A 17,587-nucleotide genomic window follows, 5' to 3' on the forward strand; every position below is an offset into this window, starting at 1 on the left:
AACGCGTGGCGAGCGCCGATCTGACATCGAAGCGGGAGAGCGGCACCCGTTCTGCGGAGGGCGGGTTCGCCGAGGCGGCCCCGCACCCTCTGGTGAACCTGTTGCGGCGCTTGGCAGGGCGGGTCGTGGCTGTGGTGACGACGCTGCTCGGCCTTCTCTTCCTGACCTTTTCGATGGGTCGTCTGCTGCCTGCCGACCCGGTGCTCGCCATCACCGGAGCGGAGGTCAGCAAGGAGGTTTATGATCGCGTCTATCATGAGCTGGGGCTCGGGCAACCCGTCTGGATGCAGTTCCTCGCCTATGTCGGGAAGATCGCGACAGGCGATCTCGGCACCTCGGCGACGACCGGCCAACCAATCCTCACCGACCTCATGACGATCTTTCCCGCCACCATCGAGCTTGCGGTCATCGCCATGATCATCGGCGCCATCATCGGCGTTCCCCTGGGGATCACGGCTGCCGTCAGACGCGGAACTGTCATCGACCACGTCGCCCGCATCGTCGCCCTTGCCGGCCATTCCATTCCGATCTTCTGGACCGGGCTGATGGCGCTCTTCATCTTCTATGCCAAGCTCAAGCTCGTCGGCGCATCCGGCCGCATCGACGTCTTCTACGAAGGTCTCGTCACACCCATGACCGGCTTTCTCCTGATCGACGCAGCGCTGCAGCAGCAATGGGACGTGTTTCACAACGCTCTCGGCCACATCATCCTGCCGGCGGCGATCCTCGGCTATTATTCCGTCGCCTATATCAGCCGCATGTCGCGCAGCTTCATGCTGGAGCAGCTCAGCCAGGAATACATCATCACTGCGCGGGCAAAGGGGCTCGGCACCCGCAAGGTCGTCTGGCGCCATGCCTTCAAGAACATCCGCGTGCAGCTTTTGACGATCATGGCGCTGACCTTCGGTGGGCTGCTCGAAGGAGCGGTGCTGATCGAAACGGTTTTCGGATGGCCGGGGCTCGGCCAGTACCTGACCCGAGGGCTGCAGATGAATGACATGAATGTCGTCATGGGCTCGGTGCTGACGATCGGCGCCGTCTTCCTGACGATCAATATCCTGTCGGACTTCCTCTATCGCATTCTTGATCCGAGGACACGGTGACGCCATGACGATTTCCTCTGAGCACGCAGACAGCGTTGACACCGGCGGCTTTCGCAAATGGCTGCTCGCGCCGGAGCCGCGAGGCTGGTTTCAATCGTCCGCGCAGCAAATCCATCAGGGCTGGCTGAAATTCAGCCTGCACCCGCTTGGCCTCGCCGGACTCGCCATCATCGTGCTGCTGATCGTGGTAGCGACGGCCGCCCCCTTGCTGACGAGCTACGATCCGATCGTCCAGGACATGGCCGGGCGGCTTGCCGCGCCATCGGCAAGCCATTGGCTCGGCACCGACAATTTCGGCCGCGATGTGTTCTCCCGGGTGATCTATGGCGCCCGCACGACGCTCTACATCATCATGCTCGTCACGATCATCGTCGCCCCGCTCGGCCTGCTGATCGGCACCGTCTCAGGTTATTTCGGCGGCATCATCGATGAAATCCTGATGCGCGTCACCGACATTTTCCTGTCTTTCCCCGGGCTGGTGCTGGCGCTCGGTTTTGCCGCAGCGCTCGGACCGGGCATCACCAACGCAATCATCGCAATTTCGCTGACGGCCTGGCCGCCGATCGCGCGCCTCGCGCGGGCCGAAACGCTCAGCCTTCGCAAGGCGGACTATATCGCCGCCGTGCGCCTGCAGGGCGCGAGCTCAATCGCAATCATCACCCGCCACATCCTGCCGATGTGCATTCCCTCGGTGATCGTCCGCGTCACCCTCAATATGGCCGGCATCATCATCACCGCCGCTGGTCTCGGCTTCCTCGGCCTCGGTGCGCAGCCGCCATGGCCGGAATGGGGCTCGATGGCCGCGAGCGGCCGTGAGTTCATGCTCGACAGCCCCTGGGTCATCGCCGCACCCGGCATTGCCATTGCGCTAGTCAGCCTCGCCTTCAACCTCGTCGGCGATGCGCTCCGCGATGTGCTTGATCCCCGAGGTTCAGAATGACCGAGCCCTTGATCGATATTCGAAACCTCGAAATCGCCTTCGGCGGTGGACAGGTGCGGGCCGTGCGCGGCGTCAGCTTCGCGCTCGGACAGGAAAAACTCGGGATCGTCGGTGAATCCGGATCGGGAAAATCCACTGTCGGGCGGGCGATCATGAAGCTCTTACCGCCGACCGCGATCGTCAATGCCGAGCGGATGCGCTTTCGCGACGTGGATCTGCTCAAGGCAAACGAGAAAACGATGATGACGATCAGGGGGCGGCGGATCGGGCTCATCCTGCAGGACCCGAAATATTCGCTCAATCCTGTCATGCGGATCGGCGAACAGATCGCCGAAACCTATCGTTTCCATCATCCCAAGGCGAGCACCAAGCAGACCTCCCGCCAAGCGCTCGATATGCTCGAAGCCGTCCAGATTCGCGATCCCGAGCGCGTGGCCCGCCTTTATCCGCACGAAATCTCCGGCGGGATGGGCCAGCGCGCGATGATCGCCATGATGCTGATCGCCGAACCCGAAGTGCTGATCGCCGACGAGCCGACGTCGGCACTCGACGTGACGGTAAGGCTCGAAATCCTGGCGCTGCTCGACGAGCTCGTGCTACGCCGCAATCTCGGCCTGATCTTCATCAGTCACGACCTCAATCTGATCAGGAATTTCTGCGATCGCGTCCTCATCATGTATGCGGGGCGGGTCGTCGAAGTGCTCGAGGCGCGCGATCTCGACAAGGCCAGACACCCCTATACGCAAGGGCTGCTCGCATCCCTGCCGACGATCGACAATCCCCCTGCCCGGCTGCCGATCCTCAAACGCGATCCGGCCTGGCTCGACGAACCCGTATTGGAGGCGCCGCGGTGATCAAGATCGACAATCTCACGATCCGTTTCGGGCATGGCCAGCGACCCGTCGTCAGAGACATCAGCCTCGCCATCGAGAGCGGCACGGCCTTCGGCCTGGTCGGCGAGTCCGGCTGCGGAAAATCCACCGTGCTCAGGGCGCTTTCCGGCCTCAACGCCAATTATGACGGCCGGATCTCGCTCCAGGGCGAGACGCTGGACCGGCAGCGCAGCCGGCCGTTCTTCCGCCGGGTGCAGATGGTGTTCCAGGACCCCTACGGGTCGCTCCACCCGCGCAAAACCATCCGCTCGCAGCTGAAAGAGCCGCTGCGCAACCAGGGACTGGATACGAATTCCGTCGACGTGAATGCCGTCCTGAGATCGGTCGGCCTCGATCCGGCGCTGAGCTACCGATTTCCGCACCAGCTGTCCGGCGGACAGCGGCAGCGTGTGGCGATCGCCCGCGCCCTGATGCTGGACCCGGATGTTCTGCTTCTCGACGAACCGACATCTGCGCTCGACGTGTCGGTTCAGGCCGAAATCCTCAATCTCCTTCAGGATTTGCGTCGGGAACGCGGCCTCACCTATCTGCTCGTCAGCCATGATCTCGCCGTCGTCTCCCATATGTGCAGCCGCGTCGCCATTATGGAAGCCGGCGAGATCGTCGAACAGGTCGATATCGCAGCCCTGCGCAGAGGCGCGGTCGAGCATCCCTATTCGCAACGCCTGCTGCGGGCGAGCCAGATGTATGGAAAGGCGTAAATTCTCGATCGATGCGCGGCGGCTCGACGTCGTCGCAGGCCCGCCATCCTCAGGATCGTCAATGGCGGATCAGAGACTCCCAATCCAGCACTATCCGCTCGATCTGGAGTACAGGCCAAGCTCGTCTCTCATAGCAAATCCGCAACGCTGATAGAACTCCGACAGCGCCCCACCTCGCTGCGAGATCAGCCAGACGCTATTACACCCTTCAGCTTTGGCTGTTTCAAACATTGCAGAAAGCAGAGCAGTGCCTATTCCCTTACCCTGTGCGTCGGGTTGCACTGAAAGCTCGTCCAAGTAAATCACCGGGCCGGTGTGGCGCCGCTGTCGTACGCCCAGCGCAATCCCGAGCACCTTGCCTTCATCAACCGCCGCCAGCGCAACCGATCTAGGGGTTTCAAGCACATAGGTCACATTTTCCGCAGCCGCCTCAAGGGACCAGCTCTCGTTCCACGGCGGCAGGGCATAGGCTCTTACCAATACGTCGGCCGCGCCGCTGACGTGTTTTTCAACCAGACGTTCGATCCGAAATGACATGAACTTGTCTCACGCTACGTGAGGTGACATTTGCCGAGCGCGGTTGGTTTCGCAATGGTGTGTTGCCTGCATCCGCAGATTTTTTCCGAGCTTATCCCCAAAATGGCTAGGCGCCAGGCAGGCCGAGCCAGTCCTCCCGGCTGAGCCCGCCATTGAAAGTCCCTATTTCCAACTTGTGTAATCGTCAGCGACGCAACCAAACGGCGCACGATCCTGATCGAACCGCTTCTTGAGCTGCTGGCATCCCCACTCGTTCAACGGCGCCGGCATGAGATTGTTGATATCCATGCCAGGCGATTGAAATTGTGTCGTGGAGCTCGTGACGTACCAAAGCCAGAAGCCGACCACACCGACGACGATCAGGAGCAACACACCGAAGAAAATCTGCAGCCGCTTCCAGATCGATACCGCCTTTTTGGGCTCTTCGACCAAGACCGTCGCATTCCGATCGCCTTCTTGCTGAGACGCAAGAGATGCAAGAGCGGCGGCACGCTCATCATTCGTAAGCTCGACGCGCTGCAGACGATCGTCCAGAAGCACCGGAAGAGCAGTATTGCCGTGCCTGACAGCCAGTCCGATCGCTTTGCCCTTGGCTTCACCGACGATGAGCGGCTCTTCTCCATTCTTCATGCGCGTGTAAGCCGATCGCCCCGTTTTGTCGGCGGCGATCTTGTCATTATAGGTGATGGAAAGGACGCCGCGTTTGCGGTCGAATGCGGTCACCTCGACCGGGACAGGGGTCAGCATGGCAGGCCGGCGCAGTTGGCCCTTGACCCGCCAAATGCGGATACCGAGAAAAATCATACCCAGGCTCATGCCGCCAAGCAGGATGACAAACACAGTCAGCGTGATGATCCGGTTCCAGAGCATATCCAGACCGAGGCTCATCGTCGCGAGTTCCGGATGATCGGCTGAGATCACAAGGCCAGTTTCATAGTCGCCGGTATGGAAATCGACGAACATGACCTCGACCTCGGTGTCGTAGTCCCGTCCGCCGTAATTGTAGACAAGGCGTGCTTCGCAATCCGTGAAGATGGCTTTGCGCGTCGTGCATCGCCCGTTTTGCACATCGCCGTTTTCGAGCACCAAGGGGTTCTGGCTGATCTGGAAATCGCGGATCACGCCTGGCGCTGCCGAAACGAAGAGAAAGATAGCCAGTGCCAGGATGATAGGCGTTGACCAGAAGTAAGCATTTGGCGTGGAGATGACGTTGCGCGCCAACGAAAGCGGGCGACTAGGAAGAACAAGCGAAGACAATGGCGTCGACCCCTTATGTGACAGCGCAGCGCGCTGGTAAAGCTTCAGACAGCCGATGATGAATGAGCGGCGTTGACGCCATTGCGACCGGCTTCACACAATCCCATTGTGTGATACCGATCTACAGCCTGAGGCGGGCGATCGGCAATCCCTTTCAGCGCGCGTGGGTAGCATTGGCATGTTGATCCCTTCGCGCACCGCGAGCGAGTCGGTGAGTTGCGCTCCAATATCGATGGTTCGTGTCCTCGGCGCTGCGCTCGCATCTGCTTAGCAGGTGAGCTCTACAGCCGATTGGCGCGCAACAAGGTGTCTCGCGACAGATATCCCGCAAGCGTCCCATCGGCTGACCTGACATGCAGGCCCGGCATCTCACCGGAGAGGATGAGCGCCAAGGCATCGTGAACCGTGGCGTCAGCGGCGATCTCGGCATCGCCGTTGGACGGTTCCGGCGCGGTCATGATCGTCGATACGGCAATCAAGCTGAGCCTCTTTATGGCTCGGTCGGGGCCGAGGAAACTCTCGACGAATTCGTTGACGGGACGCGCAAGGATTTCCTGCGGGCTATCATATTGAAGGAGGCGGCCATCCCGCATGATCGCAATGCGATCGCCCATCTTGATAGCCTCATCGAGGTCATGCGTGACGATGACGACGGTTTTCTTCACCTTCCTCAAAATATCGCGGAATTCGTCCTGAAGCCGGACGCGGGTGATCGGATCGATCGCGCCGAACGGTTCGTCCATCAGCATGATTGCGGGGTCGGCTGCGAGTGCACGCGCGAAACCGACGCGCTGGCGCTGCCCGCCTGACAATTCATGCGGCAGACGCTGCCGCATGATGGCCGGATCAAGACCGACGAGATCCAGGAGTTCGTCGACGCGGCGATTGCTGCGCGCCTTTTCCCAGCCGAGAAGCCGCGGGACGGTCGCGACATTGCGTGCGATCGACATATGCGGAAACAGACCGACCTGCTGGATGACATAGCCGATGCTGCGGCGCAGCTCCTTCTGGTCGACCCGGGCGATATCCCTGCCGTCGACCAGCACACGTCCCGTCGTCGGGGTCTCCAACTGATTGATCATCCGCATGGTCGTGGTTTTGCCGCAGCCCGAAGGACCGATCAGGGCAACCGTCGTACCAGTCTCGATCAGGAGATCGAGGTTGTCGACCGCATGCTGGCCGCTTCCGTCGTAGTTCTTGGTAACATGATCGAGATGAATCATCCTGATATCCGCTTTCGGCCGCTCAGCGCCGTTGAGTGAAGAGGCGCTCCAGGGCGCCGAAGGCCAATTCCGCAAAGATTGCGAGCAGGGCAATCGGCACCGCTCCGACAAGAAGGCGCGGCATGTTCATGATCGCAATGCCGGCATTGATGAAATCGCCAAGCCCGCCGCCGCCGATGAAAGAGGCCAGCGCCGCCCCGCCGATGACCTGGATGGCGCTCGTCCTGACGCCCGACAGAATCGCGGGAACGGCCAGGGGAAGTTCGATCTCCCACAGCATCTGTCCGGCGCTCATGCCCATTCCATCCGCCGCATCGATCACCGAGGCGTCGATCTCGCGGATGCCAATGATCGTGTTCAACAATAGCGGCGGCACGGCCAGGACGATGAGGGCGATCACCGACGGCAGCAATCCGATGCCGAGAAAAGGCATCGTCGCCGACAGGATCGCCAGGCTCGGGATGGAGCGCAAGGCGCCGGCTATATTGACCACCGCAAAGGCGGCGCGTGGTGCCCGTGCGACGACAAATCCGAGCGGCACGGCGATGACGAAGGCGATGCCGAGCGAGAGGGCGCACATCAGAAGATGGCGATTGAACGCGTTGAAGAAGGTGCCGGAATTGTTGAAGATCCAGCTGAATGCATCGATCACGATCATGCCGGCTTCCCCCCGCTGCGCCGGCGCAGCAGCCTTTCGAAGGAGGCAAAACAGCAGTCGGCAAAGAGCGCCAGACATGACGTCAGCAGCCCGCCGGCGATGATCTTTTCGGGAAAGCGCTGGTCGATGCCTTCGAAAATGATGACGCCGAGCCCGCCGGCATTGATATAGGCGGCAACGGTGGCGATGCCGATGACCGTCACCATGGCGATGCGGATGCCGCCGACGATATAGGGCATGGCCAGCGGCAGTTCTACTTCCCAGATCCGCCGTGCCGTGCCGTAGCCCATGCCATCAGCAGCTTCCAATATGTCACGCGGAATAGCCTGAAATCCCATGCCGATATTGCGGATCAGGATCATCAGCGAGTAGGCGGCAAGACCGGTTATGGCGGGTGCCGCCCCGATGCCCATGATGGGGATCAGAAGCGCAAACAGCGCCAGGCTCGGCACGGCGAACAGGATGCCGGTGAAGATGACGATGGCCGCAAAACTCCGCGGCCGCCTCGCCGCCCATATCCCGACGATCAGCGAGATCACCAGGGCAATGCCGACCGAGGAAAAAACGAGATAGAGGTGCTCCAACAGCGCGTCGAAGAGCCGGTCGAGATGTTTGGGGACCCATTTCATCGTCGAAACCTCCGCATCCGAGCGCTCGTTCGGCTGTCTACCATGTGATCCCCAATCTGCGATCGGCGTCGTCGGCTCTTAGCGGCAGACTATCGTAGGCCGGGGGAACGACCGTCGAAAATCGCCGGAGGCCGAGCCGTTCCAAAACCGCCGCTCCCTCACGCGTTTCATGCAACGTCACGAGGCTTTGCTGTAATGCTGTGGCGATGTCCGCAGGCAAGGTTTGCGCGGCAACCAATAGCGGCGCGGGAAGCGGATCGGTCGTCGCCAGAATACGAAGACCATCGATCGCATCGGTTTCGTGCATCGACAACAATTGGAAGGCGTAAGCATCGATCGCACCCGCATCGATCCTGCCGTCCTTGAGGGCGGCGACGATGCCTGACGGGTTGAGCAGCGGCCCGACCGTCATGCTCTGCTTCACTTTCCCGGCAAACCGGTCGGCAAGAAAAGAACGCGCCGCGTGGTAGCCCGATTGGGAATCGCGCACGGTCCAGCCCCAGCGGGCCACAGCGAGATCCGCTACCTCGTTCACCGCCCCGGTGGAGGCGACGAGAATGTGGCTGGCATAGAGCGGCTGGTCCAAAGACCATGCCTCGCTCGAAACGGGTGCAGCAAGGGCAGTCGGCCTGGCGCCCTCGGGCATACGCGAAAACGGATAGCCGCACATAAAGACCAGCCCCATGTCCGGCCTCGCCCATAGCTCCGACAGCGGCGCCGGTGCTGCATGAGCGATGATCTCGAGCTCAATGCCGGACTGCACGCTGACCAGCGCAAACAACGCATCCCACAGGCCGCGAATGCGCGGACTGAGATTATACATTCTCGAACAGGCGATCGGCTTGGACATCACCATGGCAACTATGCGAACCGCAGCCGCTGGCCGATGTTCATCTCTCTTGCCTTGTCGACCATGGCGGCGCCGAGCGCCACGTCGGTGGTGCTGAGGCCGCGGTGCCAGAACAGGATCGTCTCCTCGTCACTTTCGCGGCCGGGCTTCATGCCGCAGACGATCTGGCCGATTTCGGCATGCAGGTTCTCGGCCGTCACCTTGCGCTCGTCGACGTGACGGCGAAGCGCTCCGAACGGCTTGCCGGGGCCGCATTGTCCCCAATCGTCGACGACGACCTTGTCCATGATGTCGGTGAGATCGAATTCAAGCGCGCTCATCGTGCCATAGGGCACGACGAAGGCGCCCTTCTTCACCCATTCCGTCTTGAACAGCGGCGCCGGTTCCGGCAGGCGGCTCGCCTCGACCATGATGTCGGCGCCCTTGAGGCAATCCTCCCAATTGTCGGTGACGATGATCTTCTTGCCGAGATCCGCCTCAAGACGCTTGGCGAAGGCATCCCGACTTTCCGGCCGGCGCGAATGCACGCGGATTTCCTCGAAGTCGAAGAGATGGTCGAGAAGCCGGACATTCCAGTAAGAGGTTCCGCGCGCACCGATATGGCCGAGAATCTTGCTGTCCTTGCGGGCGAGATATTTTGCGCCAAGAGCGGTGACGGCCCCGGTGCGCATGTCGGTGATATCAGTTGCGTCGATGATGGCCTTCGGCACGCCGGTGTTCGGGTCGAACAGGTTGAGGACCGCAAGCTCCGAAGGCAGATCGACCTTGTAGTTGTCGACGAAGTCGCCGACGACTTTGACGCCGGCATAATTCAGCGCTTTGACGTAGCCGCGAAGCACGTTGAAATGGCCTTTGTCGGAGCTCTCCGGCACAAGATGAACACGCGGCTCGATGACGGTTTCACCCCTGCCCTGCGCATCCAGCGCCTTCGACACCGCATCGAGAATCTCGTCATTCGTCAGCGCCAGCGCCTTGGCATCGAGGGCGTTGAGATAATCGATCCAGATTTCCTGCATTTCCCGCTTCTCCATATTCCTGCCCGGCTGCTGACCGGACGGATTTTCGAACAAAAACCCTTAAATGGATCGCCGCGCCAGACCGCAGCCGGATTGATATCCGGCCGCGGAGGCATGACAATCATTTCGGCAGGAGGCCGTTTTCCTTGAGGAAATCGACCGCCACGTCCTTGGCTTCCTCGTGATCGGTTTCGACCTTGGCATTGAGGACCCGCATCTTTTCGTTGTCGAGATGGGAGCCGACCGCTTCGAGCAGTTCGGCAACCTTCGGGTTGGCCTTCAGCACGTCCTGGCGGACAACAGGCGCCACGTAGTAGGGCGGAAACAGACCCTTGTCGTCTGCCAGCGGCACGAGATTCTTCGAGCCGATCTGCCAGTCGGTCGCCGCACCATTGGCAACGTCGATATCCTTTTGTTCCAGCGCGTCGTAACGAAGACCAAGCTTGGCGAACTGCTTGAACTCCTTGAACTCGGCGTCGTAGACGCGCTTCAGGCCGGGCAGGCCGTCGGCGCGATCCGGAAATTCGGCGCCGCCGCCGAAGACCAGTGTCTTGGAGACCTTGGCGAGATCCGACAGCCTCTTCAGATTGTTGGCCTGCGCCGTTTCTTGCCGGACGACGATGACATAGCCGTTATTGATCCCGCTCGGCTTCAGCCATGTGAGATTGAACTGCTTGGCGTAGAAGTCCTTGACCTGCGTATAGACCTTGTCGGCGTCGGTCGACATCTCGCCCTTGACGACGGATGCGAGCGCCGTGCCGGTATATTCCGGATAAAGATCGATCTCGCCGGCCACCAATGCCTGGTGCGCAATCAGCGTGCCGCCGAGGTTGATCTTGCGCTCGACGGTGAAGCCGGCATTTTCCAGAACGGCTGAATACATTTCAGCGAGGATGAACTGCTCAGTGAAATTCTTGCTGCCGACCTTGATGGTCTCTGCGGATGCAGACTGGAACATGGCGGTTGCCATGATGCCGGCTGCAAGGATGCCCTTTGTCCAATTTTTCATAGTCATTCCCTCTTGTTGACTTTTCAATGAACGAACCGGCGGCGTTCCCCAGAATAGCCGTCGGCATGACCGGTCGGCGCCCTGCCCTTCTTGGTGGGGCAGTGGCGAACCGGGCTTACAGCGGGCCAAGCCCGATCAATGCGGCGATCGCCGCAAAATCCGGCCCTTGCGCGCGATCCTCATCAAGCGCCGGGACGTGATTGCGGACGAAAGCATAGGCCTCAGCCGATCCCTTGCCCAATTCGCCTGAGACGCCGCGCAGCTCGACGGCCTGGGCCGAGGCAATCAGTTCGATGGCAACGAGATAACGCAGGCGCTCGACGATCGCCTGCGTCTTTGCCAAAACGCTCGGCGCCATCGACGCTTGGTCTTCCACGCCATCGGCGACGGGAAAGGGCGAAAGCGAAACCGGCATGGCGAGATGGCGGATTTCGGCTTCCATGGCCGAGACGGTCTTTTGCACGGTCGCAAAACCGGTCCGGCTCTGGCCCATCGGGGTCAGGAAGCGCGGGAGGTCTGACATGCCGGGCGACATGATCTTCATGATCCGATAGGCGGTGCCTGCCGCACAATGCGCCATCGCCTGCCCCAGCCTTTCCCAGGCGAGCACAAAAGCGGTCATGTCGAAATTGCCGTGTGCAAGAATGACGCCTTCGGAGGCGATGACGACAGGATTGTCGCTGGAGCTGACGAGATCTATCTCCGTCGCCTGCCTTGCCTCGTCGATCGCATGCCTCATCGCGCCCCAGACCTGCGGCGTGCAGCGGTAGCTCAAAGGATCCTGGAGACGTCTTGCGGCATCGGCCGCAAGCAAGGAGCTTCCCGAAAGCAGTTCCATCAGTTGAGCGGCGACACGGCGCTGCCCAAAGGCCGGTCTGGCAGCGAGAGCGCGATCGTCGAAGACGCTGACATTGGCCCGGAACGCTTCGAAATTAACGGCAATCGCCTTCAGGGACCAATCGAAGAGCCGCTCGATATCCTCAAGCGCCAGGCAGGCAAGGCCGATGGAGAGACTGTTGGCCACGACAAGCGCATGCCCGTCCTTCGGCGCCAATTCGAGTTGTTTCAGGCCGGCCCTTTCCAGGGCGATGGCGGCCGGCAGCACTTCGCCGCCAAGCTCGATCTCGCCGAAGCCGAGAAGCGCCCGGCTCATATGGGCAAGCGGAGCCAAATCCGCCGCACCGATCGAGCCCAATGACGGGACGACCGGATGGATATCTGCATTGATGGCGGCGATCAGACCACGGAACACGTTCAGCGAAATGCCGGAGCCGCCCGCCGCCATGCCTGCAGCCCTAACGGCCATCATCGCCCGCACGGATTCCTGGGCAAGCGGCTTTCCGACGCCGACCGCGCGGGCTTGCGGCACACGCATCTGAAACGCCACCAGATCTTCCGTTGCAAGTCGTGTATCGACCCCCGCTCCCAGTCCTGTCGTCAGGCCATAAACCGGCAGCTCCTTTTCCGTATAGCGATCGACGACGGCGCGCGCCGCCGTAATCCGAGCCTCGACCTCGGCGGAGATTTCGATCCTGGCGTGACGACGGGCAATTGCTGCGATGTCCTCGATCGTCGGCGGCGACGCGCTGAAGGTGATCGATGGAGAATGGGTGGCGCTCACTGTTTCTCTCCGAGAATGGCGACGGGCTTCGAGGGACCCTTGGTGGACCGTGCTTCCAGCCGATATTGCGCGCCCGGATAGTATAACAGCGCACAGGTCACGACGGCCTCGCCCGACCAGGTCCTTCGAAAGACGCGCAGGCAAGGGTGATCATTCTTCAGGCCAAGATATTTGCGGATCGTCGTGTCCGGTTTGACGGCCTGGACGATATGTTCGAACGCCGTTATCGGCGCCACCTTCGTCAGATATTCGTTCGGCGTCATGCTGCTGAAATCGGTCGACAGATAGTCGGGCGCGACCAGCGGATTGACGTAGCGCTCCTCGACCTGAATGGGCTGGTCGTTTTCCAGGTGCACGATCAGCGAGTGCATCACCTCAGCGCCGAGCGTCAGTTCGAGCGCGTCGGCAACGTTGGCATCCGCCTTCATCGAGCCGGCCTGAACGACCGCCGCCTTATGCGTGTGACCCCGCTCCAGTATTTCGTCGGCTATGTTGCGGATTTGAAGCAGATCGACGTCGAGGTGCTTTGGCGACACGAAGGTTCCGATCCCGGCGGATCGCTTGAGGACACCCTCGAACATCAATTCCCGCAGCGCGCGGTTCGCCGTCATGCGGCTGACGCCGAATGCCGCCACCAGTTCGCTTTCAGAGGATACCCGGTCTCCCGGCTGCAGCTTGCCTTCGGCGATGTCGGCCAGGATCTGCTCCTTGATCCTGATATAATGGCGCGCCTCGCGGGCGGCTGGTTTGACCGCTTTCGTCATGACAGCCTCGCCATGCCATTGTCGAGGATGGTCACACCCCGTGACGCAACGATCCCCCTGAAGCGAATCTCGGCGTCGTTGCGCCACATCTGCAGGGTGATCGTTTCTCCGGGAAAGATCGGCGCGCTGAACCGCGCCGCGATCGCCCGCAAGCCGATCTTCATGCCTGGATCGATGGCGGCGATGATGGCGTAGCCCGCATAACCGAAGCTGCACAGCCCATGCAGGATCGGCCGATCGAAGCCGCTTCGGCCGGCTGCCTGTGGATCCGCATGCAGCGGATTGAGATCGCCGTTCAGGCGATAAAGCAGCGCGGCGTTGTCAGGGAGGTCGACATTGAATTCGAAGTCCGGCTCTCGGTCCGGGACTTTGGACAGAGGTTCAGGCGCCGATCCCGCCGAACCGCATCCACCGTCACCGCGGCAGGCGTTCGTCTGGACGATCGTCGCGATCGGCTCATCACCGTCCACGGTTGCGATCATGCGCTCGAAGCTGACGAACATGCCTTTCTCAAGGCCGCGATCGACCACCGACAAGACGCGCGACCGGGAGATCAGCGGCACATCGAGAGGGACTGGCCGGTGGATGGTCAGGCGATGCTCGGAATGCACGAGACGCGCCCAGTCGACACCCGTCTGCTGCATCCACGGGCCTGGATGCGCCACGACATTGGCAAGGGTCGGCGCGGTCACGAGATCGCGTTCATAGACATAGTTCAATAGGTTTTCGTCGAGCGGGTTGGTGCCGTAGCCGACAGACAGGGCGTAGAGGATGGCATCTCTTGCAGTAACCACATGCGTCGCTTGCGGCACCGGGAAATCGAGAATGGATTGGGCCGACAACGTCACGATGCGGCTCCGCCGGATGCCACGGGCTTGCGAACACCACCCGACAGGCGGATGCCGCCGTCGACGGAAAGCAATTCGCCAGTGACGAACTCTGCCCCCTGAACAAGCCAGACAATGGCGCCGGCAACGTCTTCCGGTGTCGCGACCCGGCCGAGCGGCGCGGTTTCCGAAAATCGCTTGGCAATGGCGCCATAGGCATCCGGCCCGAGCGTGTCGCGCATCCAGCGCGTATCGATGATGCCGGGGCAAACCGCGTTCACCCGGATATCGGGACCGCAGGTGCGCGCTAGCGCCAGGGTCAACGCATTGAGCGCACCCTTGGAGGCCGTATAGGCAAGCGAACTGCCGCCGCCGGTAAAGGCAACGTTGGATGAGACATTGACGATCGCACCGCCGCCGCTGTCACGCATCACAGGCACCGCCGCCCGGCACATCTGATAGGCGCCGATGACATTGACGCCGAAAACACTCTGAAAATCTTCGGCCGACAATGTCTCCAGATCGAAAGGATCCGATTTGACCGTCGTTGCGGCATTGTTCACCAGGGCGTCGAGCCGCCCCCACCGGTTGACGGCCGTCGCGACCATCCGGCGGCAGGCCGCATCGTCGGCAACGTCGGCCTGGACGATCTCGACCTCCGCGCCCAGGCTGCGGCAGATATCGGCCGTTTCATCGGCCTCTTTGTTGCTGCTGTTGTAATTGACGACCACCCGGGCACCGCTCTCGGCGAACTGCTTCACGCATGCGGCCCCGACGCCTGTTGCCGAGCCCGTGACGATGATGACGGCTCCATCGATTTTCATGGGGCAAAGTCCTTCATGGCGTGGGTGGCAAACAGGCGCGCGTCCATCTGTTTCAGCTGGCCCGACACCGCGACGCCCTTCGGCAGGCGGTCGAGAACATGGGAGGCGAGATCGATGCCGGGGGCAAACTCCGTCAGCATCAGGCATCCGTCGATCACTCGAAAGACCGCCCGCTCGGTGACGACGAGCTGCGACTGCCCTTCCGGCGCAAAGGCCGGGCTCGAACTGATCTGGTCGACATGGTCGACGATCTTGCAAACTCTGCCGTCCCGGATGATGTCGAGGCTGCCGTCGGCAACCGCAATTTCCGCGCCGCCGGCCGAAAATGCGCCGAGATAGACAACACGCCCCGCCGTCTGCGAAATATTGGTGAAGCCGCCGACCCCAACGATGGAATTGTTGAAGCGGCTGACATTGACCGCACCGTGCCTATCCACCTCGGCCATGCCGAGAAAGGCGATATCGAGGCCGCCGCCGTCGTAAAAGTCGAACTGCGAAGCCTGTGGGACGATGGCGGTCGGATTGACGGCAGCGCCGAAGGACAGTTCCTCGGCCGGCACGCCGCCGATCACGCCGGATTCGATCGTCACCGTATAATCGTCGAATCCCTCTTCGCTGGCGATCCGACCGATCCCGGCGGCAATGCCGATGCCGAGGTTGATCGTCGGGCGATGGAGCGGCGCCAACTCCAGGAAGGCACGGCGCTGAATTATCTTATCGGCCGACAGCGGCGCCGGGTGCAGGCGGCTCACCGCCATCCGGACGCGCCCGGTATAGGCGATATTGTCTGTCTCGGCGAAACTGACGCCGTGCTGGGCCGGATTTTCGCAGACGACGACATAATCGACCAGCGCCGCCGGGATGCGAACATCGCCCGGCGGCAGCGAGCCGCGCTCGGCAATCCGCTTGACCTGCACGATGACGACACCGCCGGAATTTCGGCCTGCCTGCGCCATGGCGAGCACGTCGAGCGGAAAGGCTTCGTCCTCGAGGGTGACGTTGCCGTCTTCGTCGGCCGTCGTACCGCGCAAAAGCACGCAGTCGAGCGGCATCGAGGGATAAAGCAGCCATTCCTTGCCGCGCAACGACACGCGCTCGACAAGCGCTCGCGGCGTCGTCGCATTCATGCGGCCGCCGCCATGCAGCGGGTCCATGAAAGAACCGAGCCCGATATGGGTGATCACCCCAGGCTGACCGGCGGCAATCGCCCGATAGAGCTGGGCGATGACGCCTTGCGGCCAACAATGCGCTTCGATCTTTTCCTCGATCGCCAGCCTGCCAAGGCGCGGCGTTCCCCGCCATCCCCCGGCGATCACGCGGGCGACGAGGCCCTCATAGCCGAAATGCCCCATGCCGCGCGTCTGACGATCGCCCGTGCTGGCAGCAAACAGAAGTGTCAGCTTGCGCGGTTTTCCAGTGGCGAGGAAACGCTCCTCCACCGCGGCCGTGATGGCCTCGGGATGGCAGCATCCTCCAAAACCCGAGGCAGCGACCGTCATCCCGTCTTCGAGGAGATCCGCAGCTTGCTGTGAAGAGATGACCCGCATGACGATCTTTGCTTCTCCGCCCTGTATATACAGGCTAGCCGCTGATCGTTTGGAAGGCAACGGGAATTTTTGCAAGTATTTTGGGCACACCACCCCGTCTCAGACGATATTCAGCAGGCCGATCAAGCAAAGCCCAAGCACCGCCAGAGCCAGCAGCGACAGCGCCGCCGCGACGAGGACCCGACCGCCGGTATGGGCGATGGATCTGACATCGACGGAGAGGCCCAACGCGGCCATGGCAGTAACGGTGAAGGCGGCTGATACAGCCGACATCGCGGGCAGCAGCGGCGCCGGGATCGCGTCGAGCGAACGAAGCGTCGCCATGGCCGCAAAACCGAGGATGAACCATGGCAGAACATGGCGGAGATTGATTGCGGCGCCGCCGGGACGGCGACCATGAACTGCGCCGAGCACAAGAATGACGGGGCCGAGCATCATCACGCGGATCAACTTGACGAGCGTGCCCACCTGGGTGCTGACGGCGCCGGCGGAGGCCGTCGCCGCCAATACCTGCGGCACGGCATAGGCTGTCAGCCCTGCGAAAACGCCATATTGTACGGCGCTGAGACCCAGGAACAGATGCAGAAGCGGCAAAGTCAGCACCGCACCAACGCCGAGCAGCGCGGTAAAGGCTATCGAGGCGGCGATATCGTCCGGTTTGGCGCCGATCACAGGTGCTGCCGCGGCGATCGCAGAATTGCCGCAGATCGAGTTGCCGCAAGCAACCAAGGTCGCCAGGCTGGTCGACAGCCCGAAGAGCCGGCCAAGCAGAAAGCTGCCGGCCAAGGACAGCGCAACCAGGACGGCAATTCCACCGACAAGCGGCAGTCCGGCCTGCCGGATGGCGGCCGTGCTGAGCGAGGCGCCCAGCAACACGACGGCAATCTCGAGAAGCGTCTTGGCGGCGAAGTGAATGCCGGGAGTGAAGGTCTGCGGCAGGCGGACCGAGGAGCGCATGGCAATGCCGATCAGAATGGCCAGCACGAGGCTCTCGATCCAGTGCGCGCCGAAAATCATCAGCTGCAACTGCTCAACCAACTGCGCAATGAGCGTGACCGCCACACAAAGGACAAGTCCCGGCAGGACGGCAGGAAGCGACGGGGAACGGGAGGCGGAAACGAGCATCGGCAAGACCTTGCGGAATGCTTCACTGTCCCATACTCAATTGTCGACTTCCATTGAATAGTT

18 protein-coding genes are annotated in these 17,587 nt (G+C 61.7%); 4 read left to right on the plus strand and 14 right to left on the minus strand.

Annotated elements, in window-relative coordinates; translation table 11 throughout:
- Positions 1-5 precede the first annotated feature (5 nt).
- Genes FHX10_RS29635 through FHX10_RS29650 form a run of 4 tightly spaced genes read left to right on the plus strand, consistent with a single transcriptional unit; the run spans position 6 to position 3,637 of the window.
- Positions 6-1,103, plus strand: a complete 1,098-nt coding sequence (locus FHX10_RS29635) for an ABC transporter permease (protein WP_063473734.1) — start codon at positions 6-8, stop codon at positions 1,101-1,103.
- A gap of 4 nt (positions 1,104-1,107) precedes the next feature.
- Positions 1,108-2,043, plus strand: a complete 936-nt coding sequence (locus FHX10_RS29640; protein WP_063473735.1) for an ABC transporter permease — start codon at positions 1,108-1,110, stop codon at positions 2,041-2,043.
- The gene (locus FHX10_RS29645; RefSeq protein ID WP_063473736.1) at positions 2,040-2,897 is read left to right on the plus strand and encodes an ABC transporter ATP-binding protein; all 858 of its coding nucleotides are present in this window, start codon (positions 2,040-2,042) and stop codon (positions 2,895-2,897) included. The genes FHX10_RS29640 and FHX10_RS29645 overlap by 4 nt, the downstream gene beginning before the upstream one ends.
- Positions 2,894-3,637: an ABC transporter ATP-binding protein gene (locus tag FHX10_RS29650; RefSeq protein WP_063473737.1), complete on the plus strand. Its 744-nt coding sequence runs from the start codon at positions 2,894-2,896 to the stop codon at positions 3,635-3,637. Before FHX10_RS29645 ends, FHX10_RS29650 begins: the two co-directional genes overlap by 4 nt.
- Before the next feature lie 90 nt (positions 3,638-3,727).
- Here FHX10_RS29650 and FHX10_RS29655 read toward each other — a convergent pair whose 3' ends face one another.
- The 14 genes from FHX10_RS29655 to FHX10_RS29720 form a co-directional block, all read right to left on the minus strand.
- A complete protein-coding gene (locus FHX10_RS29655) occupies positions 3,728-4,174 on the minus strand; it encodes a GNAT family N-acetyltransferase (protein WP_063473738.1) in 447 nt (148 codons plus the stop codon).
- Positions 4,175-4,336: 162 nt separating this feature from the next.
- Positions 4,337-5,431: a hypothetical protein gene (locus FHX10_RS29660; RefSeq protein ID WP_063473739.1), complete on the minus strand. Its 1,095-nt coding sequence runs from the start codon at positions 5,429-5,431 to the stop codon at positions 4,337-4,339.
- Between the two features lie 281 nt (positions 5,432-5,712).
- The gene (locus tag FHX10_RS29665; protein ID WP_063473740.1) at positions 5,713-6,654 is read right to left on the minus strand and encodes an ABC transporter ATP-binding protein; all 942 of its coding nucleotides are present in this window, start codon (positions 6,652-6,654) and stop codon (positions 5,713-5,715) included.
- Positions 6,655-6,676: 22 nt separating this feature from the next.
- Positions 6,677-7,312: an ABC transporter permease gene (locus FHX10_RS29670; RefSeq protein WP_047619135.1), complete on the minus strand. Its 636-nt coding sequence runs from the start codon at positions 7,310-7,312 to the stop codon at positions 6,677-6,679.
- On the minus strand, positions 7,309-7,941 hold the full coding sequence (locus tag FHX10_RS29675) for an ABC transporter permease (protein ID WP_063473741.1): 633 nt from the start codon (positions 7,939-7,941) through the stop codon (positions 7,309-7,311). Before FHX10_RS29675 ends, FHX10_RS29670 begins: the two co-directional genes overlap by 4 nt.
- 37 nt (positions 7,942-7,978) lie before the next feature.
- Positions 7,979-8,797: a phosphate/phosphite/phosphonate ABC transporter substrate-binding protein gene (locus tag FHX10_RS29680; RefSeq protein WP_063473742.1), complete on the minus strand. Its 819-nt coding sequence runs from the start codon at positions 8,795-8,797 to the stop codon at positions 7,979-7,981.
- 5 nt (positions 8,798-8,802) lie between these two features.
- Entirely contained in the window at positions 8,803-9,807 is a 1,005-nt protein-coding gene (locus FHX10_RS29685; RefSeq protein WP_063473743.1) for an ornithine cyclodeaminase family protein, read from the minus strand.
- Positions 9,808-9,928: 121 nt separating this feature from the next.
- Positions 9,929-10,816, minus strand: a complete 888-nt coding sequence (locus FHX10_RS29690) for a glycine betaine ABC transporter substrate-binding protein (protein WP_063473744.1) — start codon at positions 10,814-10,816, stop codon at positions 9,929-9,931.
- Positions 10,817-10,931: 115 nt separating this feature from the next.
- Entirely contained in the window at positions 10,932-12,437 is a 1,506-nt protein-coding gene (gene hutH, locus FHX10_RS29695; protein WP_063473745.1) for a histidine ammonia-lyase, read from the minus strand.
- The gene (gene hutC, locus FHX10_RS29700; protein ID WP_063473746.1) at positions 12,434-13,201 is read right to left on the minus strand and encodes a histidine utilization repressor; all 768 of its coding nucleotides are present in this window, start codon (positions 13,199-13,201) and stop codon (positions 12,434-12,436) included. Before hutC ends, hutH begins: the two co-directional genes overlap by 4 nt.
- Positions 13,198-14,049: a MaoC family dehydratase gene (locus FHX10_RS29705; RefSeq protein WP_047619153.1), complete on the minus strand. Its 852-nt coding sequence runs from the start codon at positions 14,047-14,049 to the stop codon at positions 13,198-13,200. The genes hutC and FHX10_RS29705 overlap by 4 nt, the downstream gene beginning before the upstream one ends.
- Positions 14,046-14,852 carry an SDR family NAD(P)-dependent oxidoreductase gene (locus FHX10_RS29710; protein WP_063473747.1) on the minus strand — a complete coding sequence of 269 codons (807 nt, stop codon included), beginning with the start codon at positions 14,850-14,852 and terminating at the stop codon, positions 14,046-14,048. Before FHX10_RS29710 ends, FHX10_RS29705 begins: the two co-directional genes overlap by 4 nt.
- Complete coding sequence (locus FHX10_RS29715; protein ID WP_063473748.1) at positions 14,849-16,399, minus strand: acyl CoA:acetate/3-ketoacid CoA transferase; 1,551 nt, start codon at positions 16,397-16,399, stop codon at positions 14,849-14,851. The genes FHX10_RS29710 and FHX10_RS29715 overlap by 4 nt, the downstream gene beginning before the upstream one ends.
- Positions 16,400-16,498: 99 nt before the next feature.
- On the minus strand, positions 16,499-17,524 hold the full coding sequence (locus tag FHX10_RS29720) for a YeiH family protein (RefSeq protein ID WP_063473749.1): 1,026 nt from the start codon (positions 17,522-17,524) through the stop codon (positions 16,499-16,501).
- Between the last annotated feature and the right edge of the window lie 63 nt (positions 17,525-17,587).

This window comes from Rhizobium sp. BK591 (genome assembly GCF_014195045.1).
Classification (GTDB): domain Bacteria; phylum Pseudomonadota; class Alphaproteobacteria; order Rhizobiales; family Rhizobiaceae; genus Rhizobium; species Rhizobium anhuiense.